The following is a 15034-nucleotide window of genomic DNA, read 5'->3' as shown; positions in this document are numbered from 1 at the left end:
CATCATTTTTATTTTCAAGAGAAACCCAGCCGAAATTATTTCGGCTGGGTTTTATGTATTGTATAAGAAATGGCTATGACTTTAAACCAAATCTTCTTCTATTTTCTTTTTATCTTTAATCATCCACGGAATAACAAAGTAAAATGCAATCGCAATTCCTGTCGCCAATATACCTGTTCCAACCCATAAAATATTAAAACCTAACTTATCAGCAATCAATGTTCCTATATAAGGGGTAATAATAAACGCAATGGAAAACGACATCCCATTCAGTCCCATATAAGCCCCTTTGTTATTCTCTCCTGAACGAAGGGCTGTAATAGTAGACATAAATGGAAGGGTCCAGATTTCTCCAATACAAAGAAATGTCATGGAAACTAATAAAGTAATCATACTGTAATCAAAAGCTAACATGGCATATGAAAAGCCGCATATAAATGTTCCGATTAACATTGTAAAGGCTAATGTAAAATACTTCTCTGAAAGCTGTACAAAGCCCATTTCAAGAAGAACGATCAGAAAACCACTATATCCTAAAACATATCCTATATTCTGTTGACTCAAATGGGCCGTATCCTTATAGAAAATTGTCAACGTACTGAATAATTGGAAGAAACAAATCGAAAACAACATACATAGAAAACAGAAAATTAAAAACTTAGTATCTTTATAAGGCGAGTTTTCTTTTTTGATAACAATTGCTTCTTTTACTTTTTTTGCTTCCTGCTTCGCTAATTTCGCACGGCCTTTAAAGAACCAGATATACATCAATCCTGCTAATAAAGCAGCCAGAGCATTACTGTAAAACAGGAATTCATAGGAAATGGCAGACAGGATTCCTCCCAATGCGGGACCTATAGAAAATCCTAAATTAACCGCCATACGATTTAGTGAAAAAGCCCGGGTTATATTTTCAGGTTTCGCATATTTTGTGATTGCCACGGAGTTGGCAGGACGAAAGGTCTCACTTACAATACTCTGAGCAAGGATAATGGCAGCTAAACCTACTTCTGTTTTAAATAAGGGAATCATGCAGAACAAAGGCACACTGAGCAATAAGCTCAAACTCTGTACCCTATATTCACCAATCTTATCAGTGATCATTCCACCAAACCATGAACCAATGACCGAACCGATTCCAAAAAAGCTCAGGACAATCCCTGAATTTTCAATGCTAAAGTGTAAATGATCTGTCATATAAACTCCCAAAAAAGGAAGTACCATAGAACCAGCCCTGTTGATGAGCATTACCAACGCCAGCATCCAACTCTCCTGCGAGAGTCCTTTGAAAGAACTCGTGTAAATGTTGATTAGTTTCACAATACTATTTTGGGGAAAAATTTGAAAATGCAAAGTTAGGCAAAAACAACCTCAAACACCTTTATTTTAAGCCTTTTTTATAAATAACATGCATAAAAATAAACTATGAACTGTACCTTAATAAAAGCGAATATTTTTGATATACAAGATTGAAAACCATTTATAAAATTCGTAAATTGCAGTAATAATAGGCTACATAACCTTAAATACAGAAAAAATACTTATAAAAAATCAATCAATACGTAAGAATGATAACCTACGAAAACTTACATGATACTCTGTCTTTTTACAGTATTGACTGCCGCCAATCCTACTATATCTCCTCCGGAAAACCCATTTTTGAATTTCCTAAGGTCCCTTTCAGAATGGATTACTATGCACTCTGTATTTGTACTGCAGGAGAAGTAAGTGTTGAAATAGACCATCGTCAGTATAAAGCAGACGTTCACAGTATTCTGGTTGCTGCCCCATCTACTATTGTGAAATTCATGGAGACCAGCCAGGATTTTATGATGAAACTATTATTCTTCGACAAAAATTTTCTGATCAAAAATATATCAAATCCTTTTATCATAGAGAAAATGAATCTATTCTCAAAAGGTTCCTACAGCATTGTAAAAACAACTCCCAAAAACTCATTGATACTTCAAAATCTTTTGAACTACCTCAAAAAGAAATCCAGAAGACAGGGAAAATTTACTGAAGAAATTGTTAGGACGATTATTTTTAATCTCCTGCTGGAAACAGCAGAAATCATGGAATCTAAACATAATTCAGCCCCTGATAAGGAAGAAGGAAAAAAGGACCTCTACCTTAAATTCAGTCAATTGATCCGTGAAAATATCAGACAGTACCGAACTGTTCAGTTCTATGCCGATCAGCTTTGTGTATCCAACAAATACCTTATTGAGATCATTAAAAAATCCAGCGGAAAAACGCCTCATGAGGTCATTGATGAAGCACTGCTAAAAGAAGCTTATGTCATGTTGGGAAATCCGGATCTGACGATCTCAGAAATTGCTTTTCAACTTCAATTTAACTCTGCTTCAGCTTTTGGACGTTTTTTCAAAAAACATACTTCCGTTTCACCTTCTGAGTACAGAATCTCAGAAAATATACAATCATAGGAATTTCGGGACACTAATTCTGACATTAGGGATATACATTGCTTTTTGAATAGAGGTACCTTTATAATGTTCATTAAAAACAATATAAAATGAGTACGATCAATTCAAAATTCGACAAAGTTTTAAATACCTCTGACCAGTTTGGGAAAGTAAACCACGAACCAGATTCAAGCAAAGAAGTTCAGATTAACACTCCTGAAAAGACAATGCCTTTTTCAGACCAGATCGGAAACTATCAAAGAAATAAGGGAATCCCTTTACAATCCTACGAAAACAGTAAAATCTATATTGTCGGAAGCGGCATTGCAGGGATGTCTGCTGCCTACTATTTTATCCGTGACGGCCATGTTCCTGGTAAAAACATTATTTTCCTAGATCAACTTGCTATAGAAGGTGGCTCACTGGATGGAGCCGGGAATCCAAAAGATGGATACATTATCCGTGGTGGCCGTGAAATGGATATGACCTATGAAAATCTATGGGATATGTTCCAGGATATTCCTGCTCTGGAATTGCCAGCCCCTTACAGTGTACTGGATGAATATCGTCTGATTAATGATAATGATCCCAACTATTCAAAGGCAAGATTAATTCATAATCAGGGACAAATTCAGGATTTCAGCAAATTCGGATTAGAGAAAAAAGATCAGCTGGCTATTGTCAAACTTTTATTAAAGAAAAAAGAGGAACTTGATGACCTCAGCATTGAAGATTATTTCTCCGAATCTTTCCTGAACAGTAACTTCTGGTTTTTCTGGCGCTCTATGTTTGCCTTTGAAAACTGGCACAGCTTACTGGAATTGAAGTTATACATGCATAGATTCCTTCATGCTATTGACGGTATGAAAGACTTCTCATGTCTTGTATTCCCTAAATATAACCAGTATGATACTTTTGTTACTCCTTTAAAAAATTTCCTTGTAGAAAAAGGAGTACAGATTCAGTTTGATACTTTGGTAAAAGATCTTGATGTTCATATTAATACTGAAGGAAAAACCGTAGAGGGGATCATTACCGAACAAAACGGAGAAGAAGTCATAATACCTATTGGTAAAGATGATTATGTGATTGTTACCACAGGATCTATGACAGAAAGTACTTTTTACGGAGATAATACGACTGTTCCTGAAGTGACCATAGACAACAGCAGTGCAGGACAAAGCGCCGGATGGAAATTATGGAAAAATCTTGCTGCTAAATCTGAAGTCTTCGGGAAACCTGAAAAGTTCTGCAGCCATATTGAAAAATCTTCCTGGGAGTCTGCAACGTTAACCTGTCGTCCATCTGCATTTACTGAGAAATTAAAAGAATTATGTGTGAATGACCCTTACTCAGGAAAAACAGCTACAGGAGGTATTATCACAATTACTGATTCTAATTGGGTCATGAGTTTTACCTGCAACAGACAGCCGCATTACCCTACCCAGCCGGATGATATTCTTGTAGTATGGGTATATGCCTTACTGATGGATAAAGAAGGAAATCATGTTAAAAAAACAATGCCGGAATGCACCGGAAACGAGATTCTTGCCGAATTATGTCATCATCTTGGAATGACTGATCAGCTTGATAATGTGATTGAAAATACCATCGTTCGTACTGCATTTATGCCTTATATTACTTCTATGTTTATGCCTAGAGCACAGGGTGACCGCCCAAGAGTAGTTCCTGAAGGCTGTACCAATTTAGGATTGGTAGGACAGTTTGTAGAAACCAATAATGATGTGGTATTCACGATGGAAAGTTCTGTAAGAACAGCCAGAATAGCAGTATACAATCTTCTTAACCTCAACAAACAGGTTCCGGATATTAACCCGTTGCAGTATGACATCAGACATTTATTAAAAGCCACTCAGGCATTAAACGACTATAAGCCGTTCCTGGGAGAGGGAATTTTAAGAAAGATTCTGAAAAACACTTACTTCGAACATATCTTGGTTGACCGTCCTGAAGAAAAAGAAGAACATGAATCTTTCTTTATGGAGCAGGTTGGTAAATTCCAGGACTGGATCAAAGGTGTGAAAGGCTAAAACATTTTCACAATTAATATTGTGAAGTCATATTCTATGTATGTGGTAAAATAAAAATTAAATTATTTTGAACCACATAGTCACATAGGATTTATGCAAATAAAAAAACAGGACTTATTTTTAAGTCCTGTTTTTATTATATAATGATTCCTGAAAATTATTCGGGCTTATAAGAATCTTTTAGTGTTACTGTACGGTTGAATACCAAGGCAGAATCCGTAGAATCCTGATCTTTTGTAAAGTATCCGATTCTTTGGAACTGAAGCGGTTCTCCAACTGCAACATCTTTTAAACTTGGTTCAGCAAAACCTTGAACTGTAGTTACAGATTCAGGGTTGATGAAGTTTAAGAAGTCTACATCTTTTTCAGCATCAGGTTGTTCTACTGTAAACAATTGATTATAAATTCTTACTTCTACAGGAATTGCATGTTTAGCAGATACCCAGTGAAGTGTTCCTTTTACTTTTCTTAAACTTTCTTCTGTTCCGCTTCCGGACTTACTTTTCTCATCATAAGTAGCATAGATGGTTGTGATTTCTCCATTTTCATCCTTCTCTACTCTTTCAGCTTTGATGATGTATGCTGATTTTAGACGAACTTCTCCGCCTAATTTCAGTCTGAAGAATTTATTGTTAGCTTCTTCTTTAAAGTCCTCACGTTCAATATACAATTCTCTTGAGAAAGGAATTTCTCTGGTACCTGCATTTTCCTGTTCAGGGTTATTTTCAGTTTCCACCCATTCCTCTTTATCTTCCGGATAGTTTTCGATCACCAATTTTACAGGATCTACTACTGTCATCACGCGTTTAGCTACCTTATTCAGGTCTTCACGTACACAGAAATCAAGCAACTGGATCTCGATAAGGTTTTCTCTTTTTGCTACTCCTACTTTATCAATAAAGTTTCTAATAGCAGTGGCTGTGAAACCTTTTCTTCTCATCCCGGAAATGGTAGGCATTCTTGGATCATCCCATCCTGTTACGACTCCTTCAGCGACCAATCTCTGTAACTTTCTTTTGGAAGTAATCATATAGGAAACATTCATCCTTGCAAATTCTCTCTGCTTGTTTTTAACCTTTCCTTCTTCATAAACCTGATCTAAGTACCAGTTGTACAATGGTCTATGGTTTTCGAACTCCAAAGAACAAAGCGAATGCGAAATTTGCTCAATATAATCAGATTCACCATGCGCCCAGTCGTACATTGGATAAATTTTCCAAGCCGTACCTGTTCTGTGGTGAGGTTTATTCAAAATTCTGTACATCACAGGGTCACGCATATTCATATTAGGTGAAACCATATCTATTTTTGCACGAAGAGACATTGAACCGCTTTCAAATTCTCCGTTTTTCATTCTTTCGAATAAATCCAAAGACTCTTCAACAGGACGGTTTCTGTATGGAGATTCAATTCCTGGTTCTGCAGGATTTTTTCTTTGCTCAGTAATTACCTCAGATGGCTGCTCATCTACATAAGCTTTTCCTTCTTTAATTAGTTGTACTGCCCAATCGTAAAGCTGCTGGAAGTAATCGGATGCATACAAAACTTTGTCCCATTTGAAACCTAACCATTCAACATCTTTCATGATAGAATCTACGAATTCCTGTTCTTCTTTCTCAGGGTTCGTATCGTCGAAACGAAGGTTTACGGGAGCGTTGTATTTTTCACCCAAACCGAAGTTGATGCAGATGGCTTTTGTGTGCCCTACATGCAGGTAACCGTTTGGTTCAGGCGGAAAACGGAAACGGATTTGATCTTTATTCAAACCGTTCGCCAGATCATCTTCAATAATTTGCTCAATAAAATTGAGTGATTTTTTTTCTTCTTCCATTAAATTAGCTTTTGTTTTATAGCAAAAAAAGTGGTACAAAGTTACGGAAAAATAAGCGTTTTTGAAAATGATAATTTTTCAGTCATATGCATTGTAATTCAGTATTTTTCATTAATTTAGGAAAAGCTAAAACCATCGTACCAAATTATCGCTTATGGCTGTTTATATCTTAAGCAATCGGAAAATCGTTCGTCACAAAGGCGAAAAAGTAGATTCTTTTTCCAATGACGAATATTCAATTCCTAATTTCAGGATCGCAAAATGTGATTTTGATAATTATAAGGAACCTACCGCTGCGGCCAAAAAGAAAAAAGATTACACCAATAGAAATATCCTGAATTACAAACTCTTCTCCGAGCCTGAAAAGCAAGGTTATGAAGACGTTCTGGAAGTTTTATTGAAAGAAAAAGGTATCAAAGAATCTCCACTTACAGCCAATAATCTTGGCGGAACTCAAAAGCTATTCTACGAACTGTACAAAAATATGTCTGCCACCAAAGACAGAAGTGATGTTCTGATATTTATCCACGGCTATCTGTATGATTTTGATGATGAATTAAAGGCAATGATTGATCTTAAAAGATTATTCATAGACAATCCAGCCTCTCCTGTTGAGCATATTTTGTTTGTAAGCTGGCCGGCTTCCGGCAGTATGATTCCATTGAGCTATTTTGATGACAAGGCCTCCAGCATCAACTCCGGAACATCATTGCTGAGACTGTTCTATTTTTATACTCAATTTTTAAAGGATATTTTTTCAAACCGTGATCTGATTCCTTGTAACCAAAGAATTCACATTATGACTCATTCCCTGGGAAACAGAGTCCTTCAAAGTATGCTATACAGTCTTAAAAGGGAAAATATTCTTAGAGTTATTGATCAGGTCCTGCTGTTGAATGCCGATGTTTCTTATAAAGTATTTGAGGATTCTGAAGACTCTTTTAATAAACTACCATTGCTTGCCAACCGGATTTCTATTTATCTGAACAGACAGGATCTGATTTTGGGAGCCTCACAGTTTACCAAAAACATCCTTACTCCAAGACTCGGTAAAAGCGGACCGAGTGATATTACACCCTATAAAGATATTGTTTCTATCATCGACTGTACTTTTGTGAAAGATGATGTATTGAGTGGCTTTAAATATGAAGTTGGAAATCATTGGGGATACCTTTCCAGTTCACAGGTCCAGAATGATATTTTTCAAAATTTATATGGAATAGACAGAAATCTTATCAGCAATAGAACCAAGAATAACGAAAATATTTTCACAATTATTTCTTAATGATTAATTAAAAAAATATTATAAAATCAAACCAATGTTAAAGTTGATTCAAACTTGAAAGATGGCATAATGATTGCCAATTCAAATAACAGAGAATTACAATTTTTTTATCATGAAAAAGATTAAAAAAAGGTTTTCTTATATTTTAACTTATATAAAGAAAGCCATTTTCGTAAAAGATGTGATTTAATTACAACAACCTAAAAAAGCAATAGACTATCCGAGCCAACAATTACTATATCCTTTAAGAATCTCCGAACACTCTTATTATTCCTACACAACATTTTGCAGGAATTTTTCTTCGTGACTATTTTTATGAATAATGGTTGATCTATTTCAACTCTCATATTTGACATATTGATATAAAAACTCTATCATTCTGTTAAAAATCAATAAATTAATTCACCTTATATTGTATAATTTAAAATGATTTTGGATATTTACTAAGCAAACAAACTAAAATATTAACAATGAAAAATCTAAGAAAATTAAACAAAGGAGAATTAAAACAAATTACTGGCGGAAGACCTCCACTTGGATGTAATAGCTGGAATCCACTAGAAGGATGCTGCAGAGCATGGGCTCCAGGTTACTGTGGTGGTACTACATGCCCGGATTCACCACCTCCATATTGCTAGTCACTATTTCACCTTTATATTTTGAATCAAAAAACAACTCATTTATGAGACAAAACCAGATTCAAAAATTATCCCCATAAAGCTCCAATACCTTAAACTTTGTGGTATTGGACTTTTTTATTAATGATTCTTTATTAGCAATAACATGGAATAATTTCACAAAACACTGTACATGTTGGGATTCAGAATATGCGAATATCTTTATATTCCTAATAATTTTATTTTCAAATCAGATCTAATTATCATTCATTAAAAATATCGACTATGAAAAATCTAAAAAAACTTCAAAGAACACAATTAAAGAGGGTTAAAGGAGGAGATATTCCTATTGGCTGTAACATATGGGACGGTGGAAAAAGATGCTGTAGAGAATGGCAAACTGAATATTGTAACAGTCCTACATGCCCGGATGCACCCCCTCCATTTTGTGGCTAATTTTTTCATCACTCGATAATAACATCAATCCAAACTAAATAGCAATTATGAAAAATCTAAGAAAATTAAACAAAGGAGAGTTAAAAACTATTAATGGCGGAAATATTCCTGTAGTTCCCATAGGATGTAACATTTGGGACTCCAGAGCCCGATGTTGCAAACAATGGGATTGGGAACACTTGGATAACCCAACTTGTTAATTCATTTCCTATTTTTTGAACCATAACAGCTCATTTCTAAGATCTAAACTGGATTCAAAATTATTTGTAAATAAAGCTCCGGTGCCTAAACCTTGCGGCATTGGACTTTTTTTCGTGAAGGTATATTGTGCAATAGCATTCAGACCAATATTACTTTCTAATGCAGAAGTAATCCACCAGCCAATATTTTGCTCTTCAGCCAGCGAAACCCATTCATCAGATCCTGCAAAACCACCTACTAATGCTGGCTTCAAAATGATATACTGTGGTTTTATTGTTTCTAAAAGTCTTTTCTTCTCTACAAGGTCTGTAATTCCGATCAATTCTTCATCCAAAGCAATAGGTGTAGGAGTCTGAGCACACAATTCTGCCATATCATTCCAGTTTCCTGCTTTAATAGGTTGTTCAATGGAATGAATATGTAAATCAGCCAATTGTTGCAGAACGGTTACTGCTTCCTTTTTACTGAATCCTCCATTCGCATCTACACGAAGTTCCAGTTTCTCTTTTGAAAATTTTTCTCTTAATGCCTGAAGAATACTATGTTCAGATTTCCAATCCACACCAATTTTTAATTTGATACAATGAAACCCTTTTTCCAGTTTATCCTGGATCTGTTCCTCCATATATCCTACATCTCCCATCCAGATCAGTCCATTGATAGTAATGGCCGATTTTCCTTCAGTAAATTCACTTGGAAAATAAAGATTCATTCCAAACTTTAGGTTCTGAACAGCTTGTTCGTATCCAAACCATAGGGATGGAAAATCATTTAATTCCTGTTTCAGAATATCAGGATCTTGATCGATGTTTTCACAAAGCCATTTTAATTTCTCTTCATAATCCGGTCTGTCATCAAAGCTCAGTCCTCTGAAGATAGCACACTCACCCACTCCTTTCTTTCCATTTTCAGAGACTTCAAGGATAAAGGTCTCCTTATCAAGCAAAACGCCGCGAGATGTTCCACTCGGGCGTTTGAATTCTAATAAATATTTAAAATAGGATGCTTTCATTATTTTACACTGTCAATACGCATAAATTCTTCTGCTTTCTCCACCATATCGATGCTTCCGCAGAAAAATGGAATTCTTTGGTGAAGTTCTGTTGGCTCAACTTCCAAAATTCTTCTGAAACCATCCGTAGCTTTCCCACCTGCCTGTTCTGCAAGGAAAGCCATTGGATTACATTCGTATAATAATCTTAATTTACCATTAGGTGCCTGAGAATAAGACGGATAGATATAAATCCCACCTTTTAGCATATTTCTATGGAAATCTGCTACCAGAGAACCAATATATCTGGAAGTATAAGGACGATCTCCTTCTTCCATCTGGCAATATTTAAGATAATTTTTTACTCCCTGAGGGAATTTGATGTAATTTCCTTCATTAATAGAATAGATCTTCCCCGTTTTTGGGAAAGTCATATTAGGATGTGAAAGGTAATAAGTTCCCAAAGAAGGGTCCAATGTAAATCCGTTCACACCATTTCCTGTTGTATAAACAATCATGGTAGAAGACCCATAGATTACATATCCGGCAGCAATCTGGTTCACTCCTTTTTGTAAGAAGTCTTCCAGCTGTACTGGAGTTCCAGGTTCTGTAACTCTTCTGTAAATAGAGAAGATCGTTCCTACAGAAACGTTCACATCAATGTTTGAAGATCCATCCAAAGGATCAATTAACACTACATATTTACTTAAATGACCATTTTCACCACATTTAATATCAATGAAATCATCATTTTCCTCAGAAGCAATACCACAAACAACCTCTCTTTGAGACAAAGCCGTAATAAAAATTTCATTAGCAATTACATCTAATTTCTGCTGTTCTTCTCCTTGAATATTCTGGTTTCCTGCAGCTCCTGTAATATCTACAATTCCGGCTTTATTTACTTCTCTGTTAACCACTTTCGAAGCCAATCTTATTGCACTTAGAAGACGAGAAAATTCACCTGTTGAATATTGAAAATCGTCCTGTTTATCGATAAGAAATTCTCCTAAAGTCTGTAATGGCTGATTTGACATATTTTTTCTTTTTACTTTTCCCCCAAATTTCGGAAAATTTATTGCATTAAGAAAATTTAATTACAAAAGAACTTAATAACTGTATATCAACACAATATACTCACAACAAAACATAATATCAAAGATTAACTTATGATTACCTCTCCATTTCTTAATCCCAAACTAATGAAAAATTCAGTTTGCTTATTATCCTGTAAAGGTTGAAATGAAACATTGAAAAAATGTACCTGATTATATTGTACTGATTTTGTTCTCAGGTTTCGGCTAAAGCCCATTGAATTTTTGTTTTTTATTAAATGGGCTAAAGTCCATTTCTACTGAATACATTATATAATAAATACAAATTTCATGTTTGCTGCCGATAAAGAAATATCAAATAAAAGTATGGAATAAATAAGATTCTTATTCCCTCTTAATGCTCTCTATTTCTGTGTTCAATCTCTATTAAATAATGCAGTCATGGTAATTTTAATGAAATCTTAATTCTATCACATTGCCTGCCTATTTCATATCTCGCTGTAAATTTATAATTTTGTCGTCCGTAAAAAACTCATGTAATTTTTATCTAACAATTTTATTTTTAACAATTTAATGAAAATTTTCAAGTTTGGTGGCGCGTCTGTGAAAGACGCCGACAGTGTAAAAAATGTGTCCATGGTTCTTCAAAGCCAAGGATTTGCCAAATGTTTGCTGGTAATTTCAGCAATGGGCAAAACGACCAATGAGTTGGAAAAAGTTGTAGAACTTTATTTCAAGAAGGATAACTATCAAACTGAGATTGAAAAGATAAAACGAAAACACATTGAGATTGCGGAGGGTCTTTTTCCAGAAAATCATGCGGTTTTTGCTGAAATCAATCTCTTTTTTGACGATATTGATTCTTTCTTAAGAAGAAATAAATCTCCTAACTACAATTTTGTCTATGATCAAGTAGTAAGCTGCGGGGAAATGATTTCTACCAAAATCGTAAGTGAGTATCTGAATGAGATCCAATTTATTAATCAATGGCTGGATGCAAGAGATTATGTAAAAACAGATAACTCTTACAGAGAAGGGGTTGTAGACTGGACAAAAACTGAAGAGTTTATTTCCAATTTAAATCCTGAACTTTGCTATGTAACGCAAGGTTTCATTGGTTCAGACGAAAATAATTTTACAGTAACGCTAGGGAGAGAAGGTTCTGACTACTCAGGAGCTATTTTTGCTTACTGTTTAAATGCTGATGCCATGACGATCTGGAAAGATGTACCGGGAGTAATGACCGGAGATCCAAGAAAATTCAGTGATGTATCTCTTCTTTCTAATATCTCTTATGAAGAGGCTATTGAAATGGCTTATTATGGAGCAAGCGTAATTCACCCGAAAACGCTGCAGCCTTTACAACAAAAAAACATTCCTTTTTATGTAAAATCCTTTGTAGACCCTACTAAAGAAGGGACTAAAATAGGAACTTCAGATAAAAACCAGCAGGAGGAATCTTATATTCTGAAAGAAAATCAGGACCTTTTAAAAATCTCAACCAGAGACTTCTCTTTCATTGCAGAAGATCATATGAGCTTGATATTTGGACACTTATCTAAATATAAAATAAAGGTTTCCCTGATGCAGAATTCTGCCATTTCACTGGCATTATGTCTGGAGGATAAATTTAATCATCTTGAAGAGCTTAACGAAGAGCTTCAAAAAATTTTTAAAACCGAAGCAATTAAAAATGTATCTTTATTCACAGTAAGAAATGCGAAGATGGATCACATTGATAAATTTTACCATGAAAAAAATGTATTATTGGAACAAATTTCCAAGAATACTCTTCAAATGGTAACACAATAATATTAATTGCGACTAAACACACATGAGTTTAATTTCGAAAAACGATCTGATCAAAGCTTCCGGCTTAAGTAAAATTGGGTTCCTAAAGAATCCAGTAGCATCTGCTGTGATGAGCATTGCTAAAATAAATGAAGTAAATAAATTATACGATAAATTAAAAGATAAGGAAGGCAAAGACTTTTTCGACTCATTTGTAAGAGAAAGAAACCTAAGCTATGTAGCTTTTGAAGAGGATCTGGCAAAGATTCCGAAAACCGGACCATTTGTACTGGTTTCCAATCACCCGCTGGGAGCTATTGACGGAATTCTGATGTGCAAGATCTTATCGGAGGTTCGTCCGGATTTTAAGGTAATGGGAAATTTCCTTTTGGAAAAGATCAAACCTATGGAACCTTATGTAATCGCGGTGAACCCTTTTGAAAACAGAAAAGAAGCTTACAGCAGTTCTTCAGGAATGCGTGAAACACTCAAGCATTTACAGGATGGAGGCTGCGTAGGTATTTTTCCGGCAGGAGAAGTTTCAAACAAGAACAATCCTTACGGAGAAATTTTAGATAAAGAATGGGAAAAAACAGCACTTAAGCTTATTAGAATGGCTAAAGTGCCTGTTGTTCCTATGTATTTCCATGCAAAGAACAGCCGACTGTTTTATCAGGTAGCTAAACTTCACCCAAGTTTACAGACGCTTATGCTTCCTGCGGAAATGATGAATGACAGGGAGAAACCAATCAGAATCAGAATTGGAAAGCCAATCTCTGTAAAAGCGATGGATGAAATGGAAACCATCGAAGAACTGGGAGAATTTCTAAAACGTAAGGTTTATATGATGAAATCTTACTACGAAAAAAGAAAATCTTTAGCTCAGAGCATTAACCTTCAGAATCTTTCTGTAAAATTCCCTTTATTGAAAGAGGAAAACATTGTTCAGAACATTATTGATGAAACCCCTATAGAGGACATCATTAAAGATGTGGATAAATTAAGGGGAACAGAAAAAATGCTTTTCAGTAACGGGAACTACGAGATTTATTTCACTACTTATGAAGAAATCCCTTCAATTATGAGGGAAATTGGACGTCAGCGAGAACTGACCTTCCGTGCAGTAGGAGAAGGAAGTAATCTTCCGTTTGACCTGGATGAATATGACAAGCATTATCATCACCTTTTCCTTTGGGATAATGGTGAAAAAAAGCTGGCTGGGGCTTACAGAATGGCTTTGGGTAGAGAGGTAATGAAGAAATATGGTATCAAAGGTTTCTACACAAGCTCTTTATTTGAGTTTGAGCAGGACATTCACCCTTTCTTTAAAAAGGTCATTGAAATGGGCCGTGCTTATATCTGCCAGGAATATCAGCAGAAGCCACTACCACTTTTCCTTTTATGGAGAGGAATTGTACATGTATGCCTTAGAAATCCTGATCATAAATTCCTGATGGGAGGTGTAAGTATTTCGAATAAGTTTTCTGAATTCTCCAAGTCGCTGATGATTGAGTTTATGCGTTCTAATTATTTTGATTCCGCAGTGGCTCAATATATCACTCCGAGAAATGAATATAAGGTAAAACTTAGAGACAGAGATAAGAGTCTTTTCTTTGACGAAATGGAATCGGATCTTAACAAATTGGATAAGATTATTGATGACCTAGAACCTGAATTAAGATTACCTGTTCTGATCAAAAAATACATCAAACAAAATGCTAAAGTCATTGCATTTAATGTTGACCCGAACTTCAACGATGCTATTGACGGATTGATGTATATTAGGATTAGTGACCTTCCTGAAAGTACGATAAAACCTGTACTAGAAGAAATGAGTGAACAAATTAGAAAGGAGCAGGAAAATAATCCAACTGATAATCAGTAGTTTTTCCAGTTAAGGTAAAAAAAGCACGATGAATACTTGCTTTGTATATGAAAACTTACTACTTTTGCATCACTTTAAAACAACGAAGTAAGTCAAACAAAAATATAATGGTTTCTTAGCTCAGTTGGTAGAGCAATGGATTGAAAATCCATGTGTCCCTGGTTCGATTCCTGGAGAAACCACTTGAAAACCTCTGATTAGTCAGAGGTTTTTTTGTTTTCTCATCTAGCCACAAATTTGCCTATTATCAAACAATATTCGTCACCAGTTTTTATATACAGGCTGAAAGCTACTTCTCTATTAAACTCATTTGTGGTAAACGTATCAAATCTTTGCAATAAGCTCGGTTTTCATTTTTAATGGCTAAACTTATGACTTAATCAAAAAAGGCCAAATAAACATATAAAACAACATTTTAATAATGAAAAATAAATTTCCCGCTTAA

Annotated in this window: 12 protein-coding genes and 1 tRNA gene; 9 read left to right on the top strand and 4 right to left on the bottom strand. The window is 35.1% G+C overall.

Going from position 1 to position 15034, the window contains the following annotated elements; translation table 11 throughout:
• Positions 1 to 81: 81 nt before the first annotated feature.
• On the bottom strand, positions 82 to 1263 hold the full coding sequence (locus AC3HD6_RS02080; protein WP_488895339.1) for an MFS transporter: 1182 nt from the start codon (positions 1261 to 1263) through the stop codon (positions 82 to 84).
• Positions 1264 to 1568: 305 nt separating this feature from the next.
• Between AC3HD6_RS02080 and AC3HD6_RS02075 the strand changes: the two genes are divergently transcribed.
• On the top strand, positions 1569 to 2447 hold the full coding sequence (locus tag AC3HD6_RS02075) for an AraC family transcriptional regulator (protein WP_488894848.1): 879 nt from the start codon (positions 1569 to 1571) through the stop codon (positions 2445 to 2447).
• 89 nt (positions 2448 to 2536) lie between these two features.
• A complete protein-coding gene (locus AC3HD6_RS02070) occupies positions 2537 to 4477 on the top strand; it encodes an oleate hydratase (protein ID WP_488894847.1) in 1941 nt (646 codons plus the stop codon).
• 157 nt (positions 4478 to 4634) lie between these two features.
• On the opposite strand, the gene AC3HD6_RS02065 is transcribed toward AC3HD6_RS02070, so the two are convergent.
• Positions 4635 to 6308 carry a glutamine--tRNA ligase/YqeY domain fusion protein gene (locus AC3HD6_RS02065; protein ID WP_488894846.1) on the bottom strand — a complete coding sequence of 558 codons (1674 nt, stop codon included), beginning with the start codon at positions 6306 to 6308 and terminating at the stop codon, positions 4635 to 4637.
• Positions 6309 to 6462: 154 nt separating this feature from the next.
• Here AC3HD6_RS02065 and AC3HD6_RS02060 point away from each other — a divergent pair, with 154 nt between their 5' ends.
• From AC3HD6_RS02060 to AC3HD6_RS02045, 4 genes are all read left to right on the top strand, one after another.
• Positions 6463 to 7593 carry an alpha/beta hydrolase gene (locus AC3HD6_RS02060; protein WP_488894845.1) on the top strand — a complete coding sequence of 377 codons (1131 nt, stop codon included), beginning with the start codon at positions 6463 to 6465 and terminating at the stop codon, positions 7591 to 7593.
• A gap of 470 nt (positions 7594 to 8063) precedes the next feature.
• Positions 8064 to 8231, top strand: a complete 168-nt coding sequence (locus tag AC3HD6_RS02055) for a bacteriocin-like protein (RefSeq protein WP_488894844.1) — start codon at positions 8064 to 8066, stop codon at positions 8229 to 8231.
• Between the two features lie 264 nt (positions 8232 to 8495).
• Complete coding sequence (locus AC3HD6_RS02050) at positions 8496 to 8666, top strand: bacteriocin-like protein (RefSeq protein WP_488894843.1); 171 nt, start codon at positions 8496 to 8498, stop codon at positions 8664 to 8666.
• 47 nt (positions 8667 to 8713) lie between these two features.
• Positions 8714 to 8866, top strand: coding sequence for a bacteriocin-like protein (locus tag AC3HD6_RS02045; RefSeq protein WP_488894842.1), 153 nt, complete (start codon positions 8714 to 8716; stop codon positions 8864 to 8866).
• A gap of 8 nt (positions 8867 to 8874) precedes the next feature.
• Here AC3HD6_RS02045 and AC3HD6_RS02040 read toward each other — a convergent pair whose 3' ends face one another.
• The gene (locus AC3HD6_RS02040) at positions 8875 to 9879 is read right to left on the bottom strand and encodes an o-succinylbenzoate synthase (protein ID WP_488894841.1); all 1005 of its coding nucleotides are present in this window, start codon (positions 9877 to 9879) and stop codon (positions 8875 to 8877) included.
• A complete protein-coding gene (gene fbp, locus AC3HD6_RS02035; RefSeq protein WP_068944199.1) occupies positions 9879 to 10895 on the bottom strand; it encodes a class 1 fructose-bisphosphatase in 1017 nt (338 codons plus the stop codon). Before fbp ends, AC3HD6_RS02040 begins: the two co-directional genes overlap by 1 nt.
• A 591-nt stretch (positions 10896 to 11486) precedes the next feature.
• Between fbp and AC3HD6_RS02030 the strand changes: the two genes are divergently transcribed.
• The 3 genes from AC3HD6_RS02030 (at position 11487) to AC3HD6_RS02020 (ending at position 14771) form a co-directional block, all read left to right on the top strand.
• Positions 11487 to 12725 carry an aspartate kinase gene (locus AC3HD6_RS02030; protein WP_488894840.1) on the top strand — a complete coding sequence of 413 codons (1239 nt, stop codon included), beginning with the start codon at positions 11487 to 11489 and terminating at the stop codon, positions 12723 to 12725.
• A gap of 22 nt (positions 12726 to 12747) precedes the next feature.
• Positions 12748 to 14589, top strand: coding sequence for a bifunctional lysophospholipid acyltransferase family protein/GNAT family N-acetyltransferase (locus AC3HD6_RS02025; protein WP_488894839.1), 1842 nt, complete (start codon positions 12748 to 12750; stop codon positions 14587 to 14589).
• Between the two features lie 109 nt (positions 14590 to 14698).
• Positions 14699 to 14771, top strand: a tRNA-Phe gene (locus tag AC3HD6_RS02020).
• Positions 14772 to 15034 lie beyond the last annotated feature (263 nt).

The organism is Chryseobacterium sp. II3a, from assembly GCF_057815135.1.
This window is presented reverse-complemented; position numbering and strand designations above follow the sequence as displayed.

Excerpts from the sequence above, each read along its gene's own strand:
- AC3HD6_RS02025 (WP_488894839.1), top strand. The coding sequence starts at position 12,748 with ATGAGTTTAATTTCGAAAAACGATCTGATCAAAGCTTCCGGCTTAAGT.
- AC3HD6_RS02045 (WP_488894842.1), top strand. The coding sequence starts at position 8,714 with ATGAAAAATCTAAGAAAATTAAACAAAGGAGAGTTAAAAACTATTAAT.
- fbp (WP_068944199.1), bottom strand. The coding sequence starts at position 10,895 with ATGTCAAATCAGCCATTACAGACTTTAGGAGAATTTCTTATCGATAAA.
- AC3HD6_RS02070 (WP_488894847.1), top strand. The coding sequence starts at position 2,537 with ATGAGTACGATCAATTCAAAATTCGACAAAGTTTTAAATACCTCTGAC.
- AC3HD6_RS02040 (WP_488894841.1), bottom strand. The coding sequence starts at position 9,879 with ATGAAAGCATCCTATTTTAAATATTTATTAGAATTCAAACGCCCGAGT.
- AC3HD6_RS02055 (WP_488894844.1), top strand. The coding sequence starts at position 8,064 with ATGAAAAATCTAAGAAAATTAAACAAAGGAGAATTAAAACAAATTACT.
- AC3HD6_RS02065 (WP_488894846.1), bottom strand. The coding sequence starts at position 6,308 with ATGGAAGAAGAAAAAAAATCACTCAATTTTATTGAGCAAATTATTGAA.
- AC3HD6_RS02050 (WP_488894843.1), top strand. The coding sequence starts at position 8,496 with ATGAAAAATCTAAAAAAACTTCAAAGAACACAATTAAAGAGGGTTAAA.
- AC3HD6_RS02060 (WP_488894845.1), top strand. The coding sequence starts at position 6,463 with ATGGCTGTTTATATCTTAAGCAATCGGAAAATCGTTCGTCACAAAGGC.
- AC3HD6_RS02080 (WP_488895339.1), bottom strand. The coding sequence starts at position 1,263 with ATGCTGGCGTTGGTAATGCTCATCAACAGGGCTGGTTCTATGGTACTT.
- AC3HD6_RS02030 (WP_488894840.1), top strand. The coding sequence starts at position 11,487 with ATGAAAATTTTCAAGTTTGGTGGCGCGTCTGTGAAAGACGCCGACAGT.
- AC3HD6_RS02075 (WP_488894848.1), top strand. The coding sequence starts at position 1,569 with ATGATAACCTACGAAAACTTACATGATACTCTGTCTTTTTACAGTATT.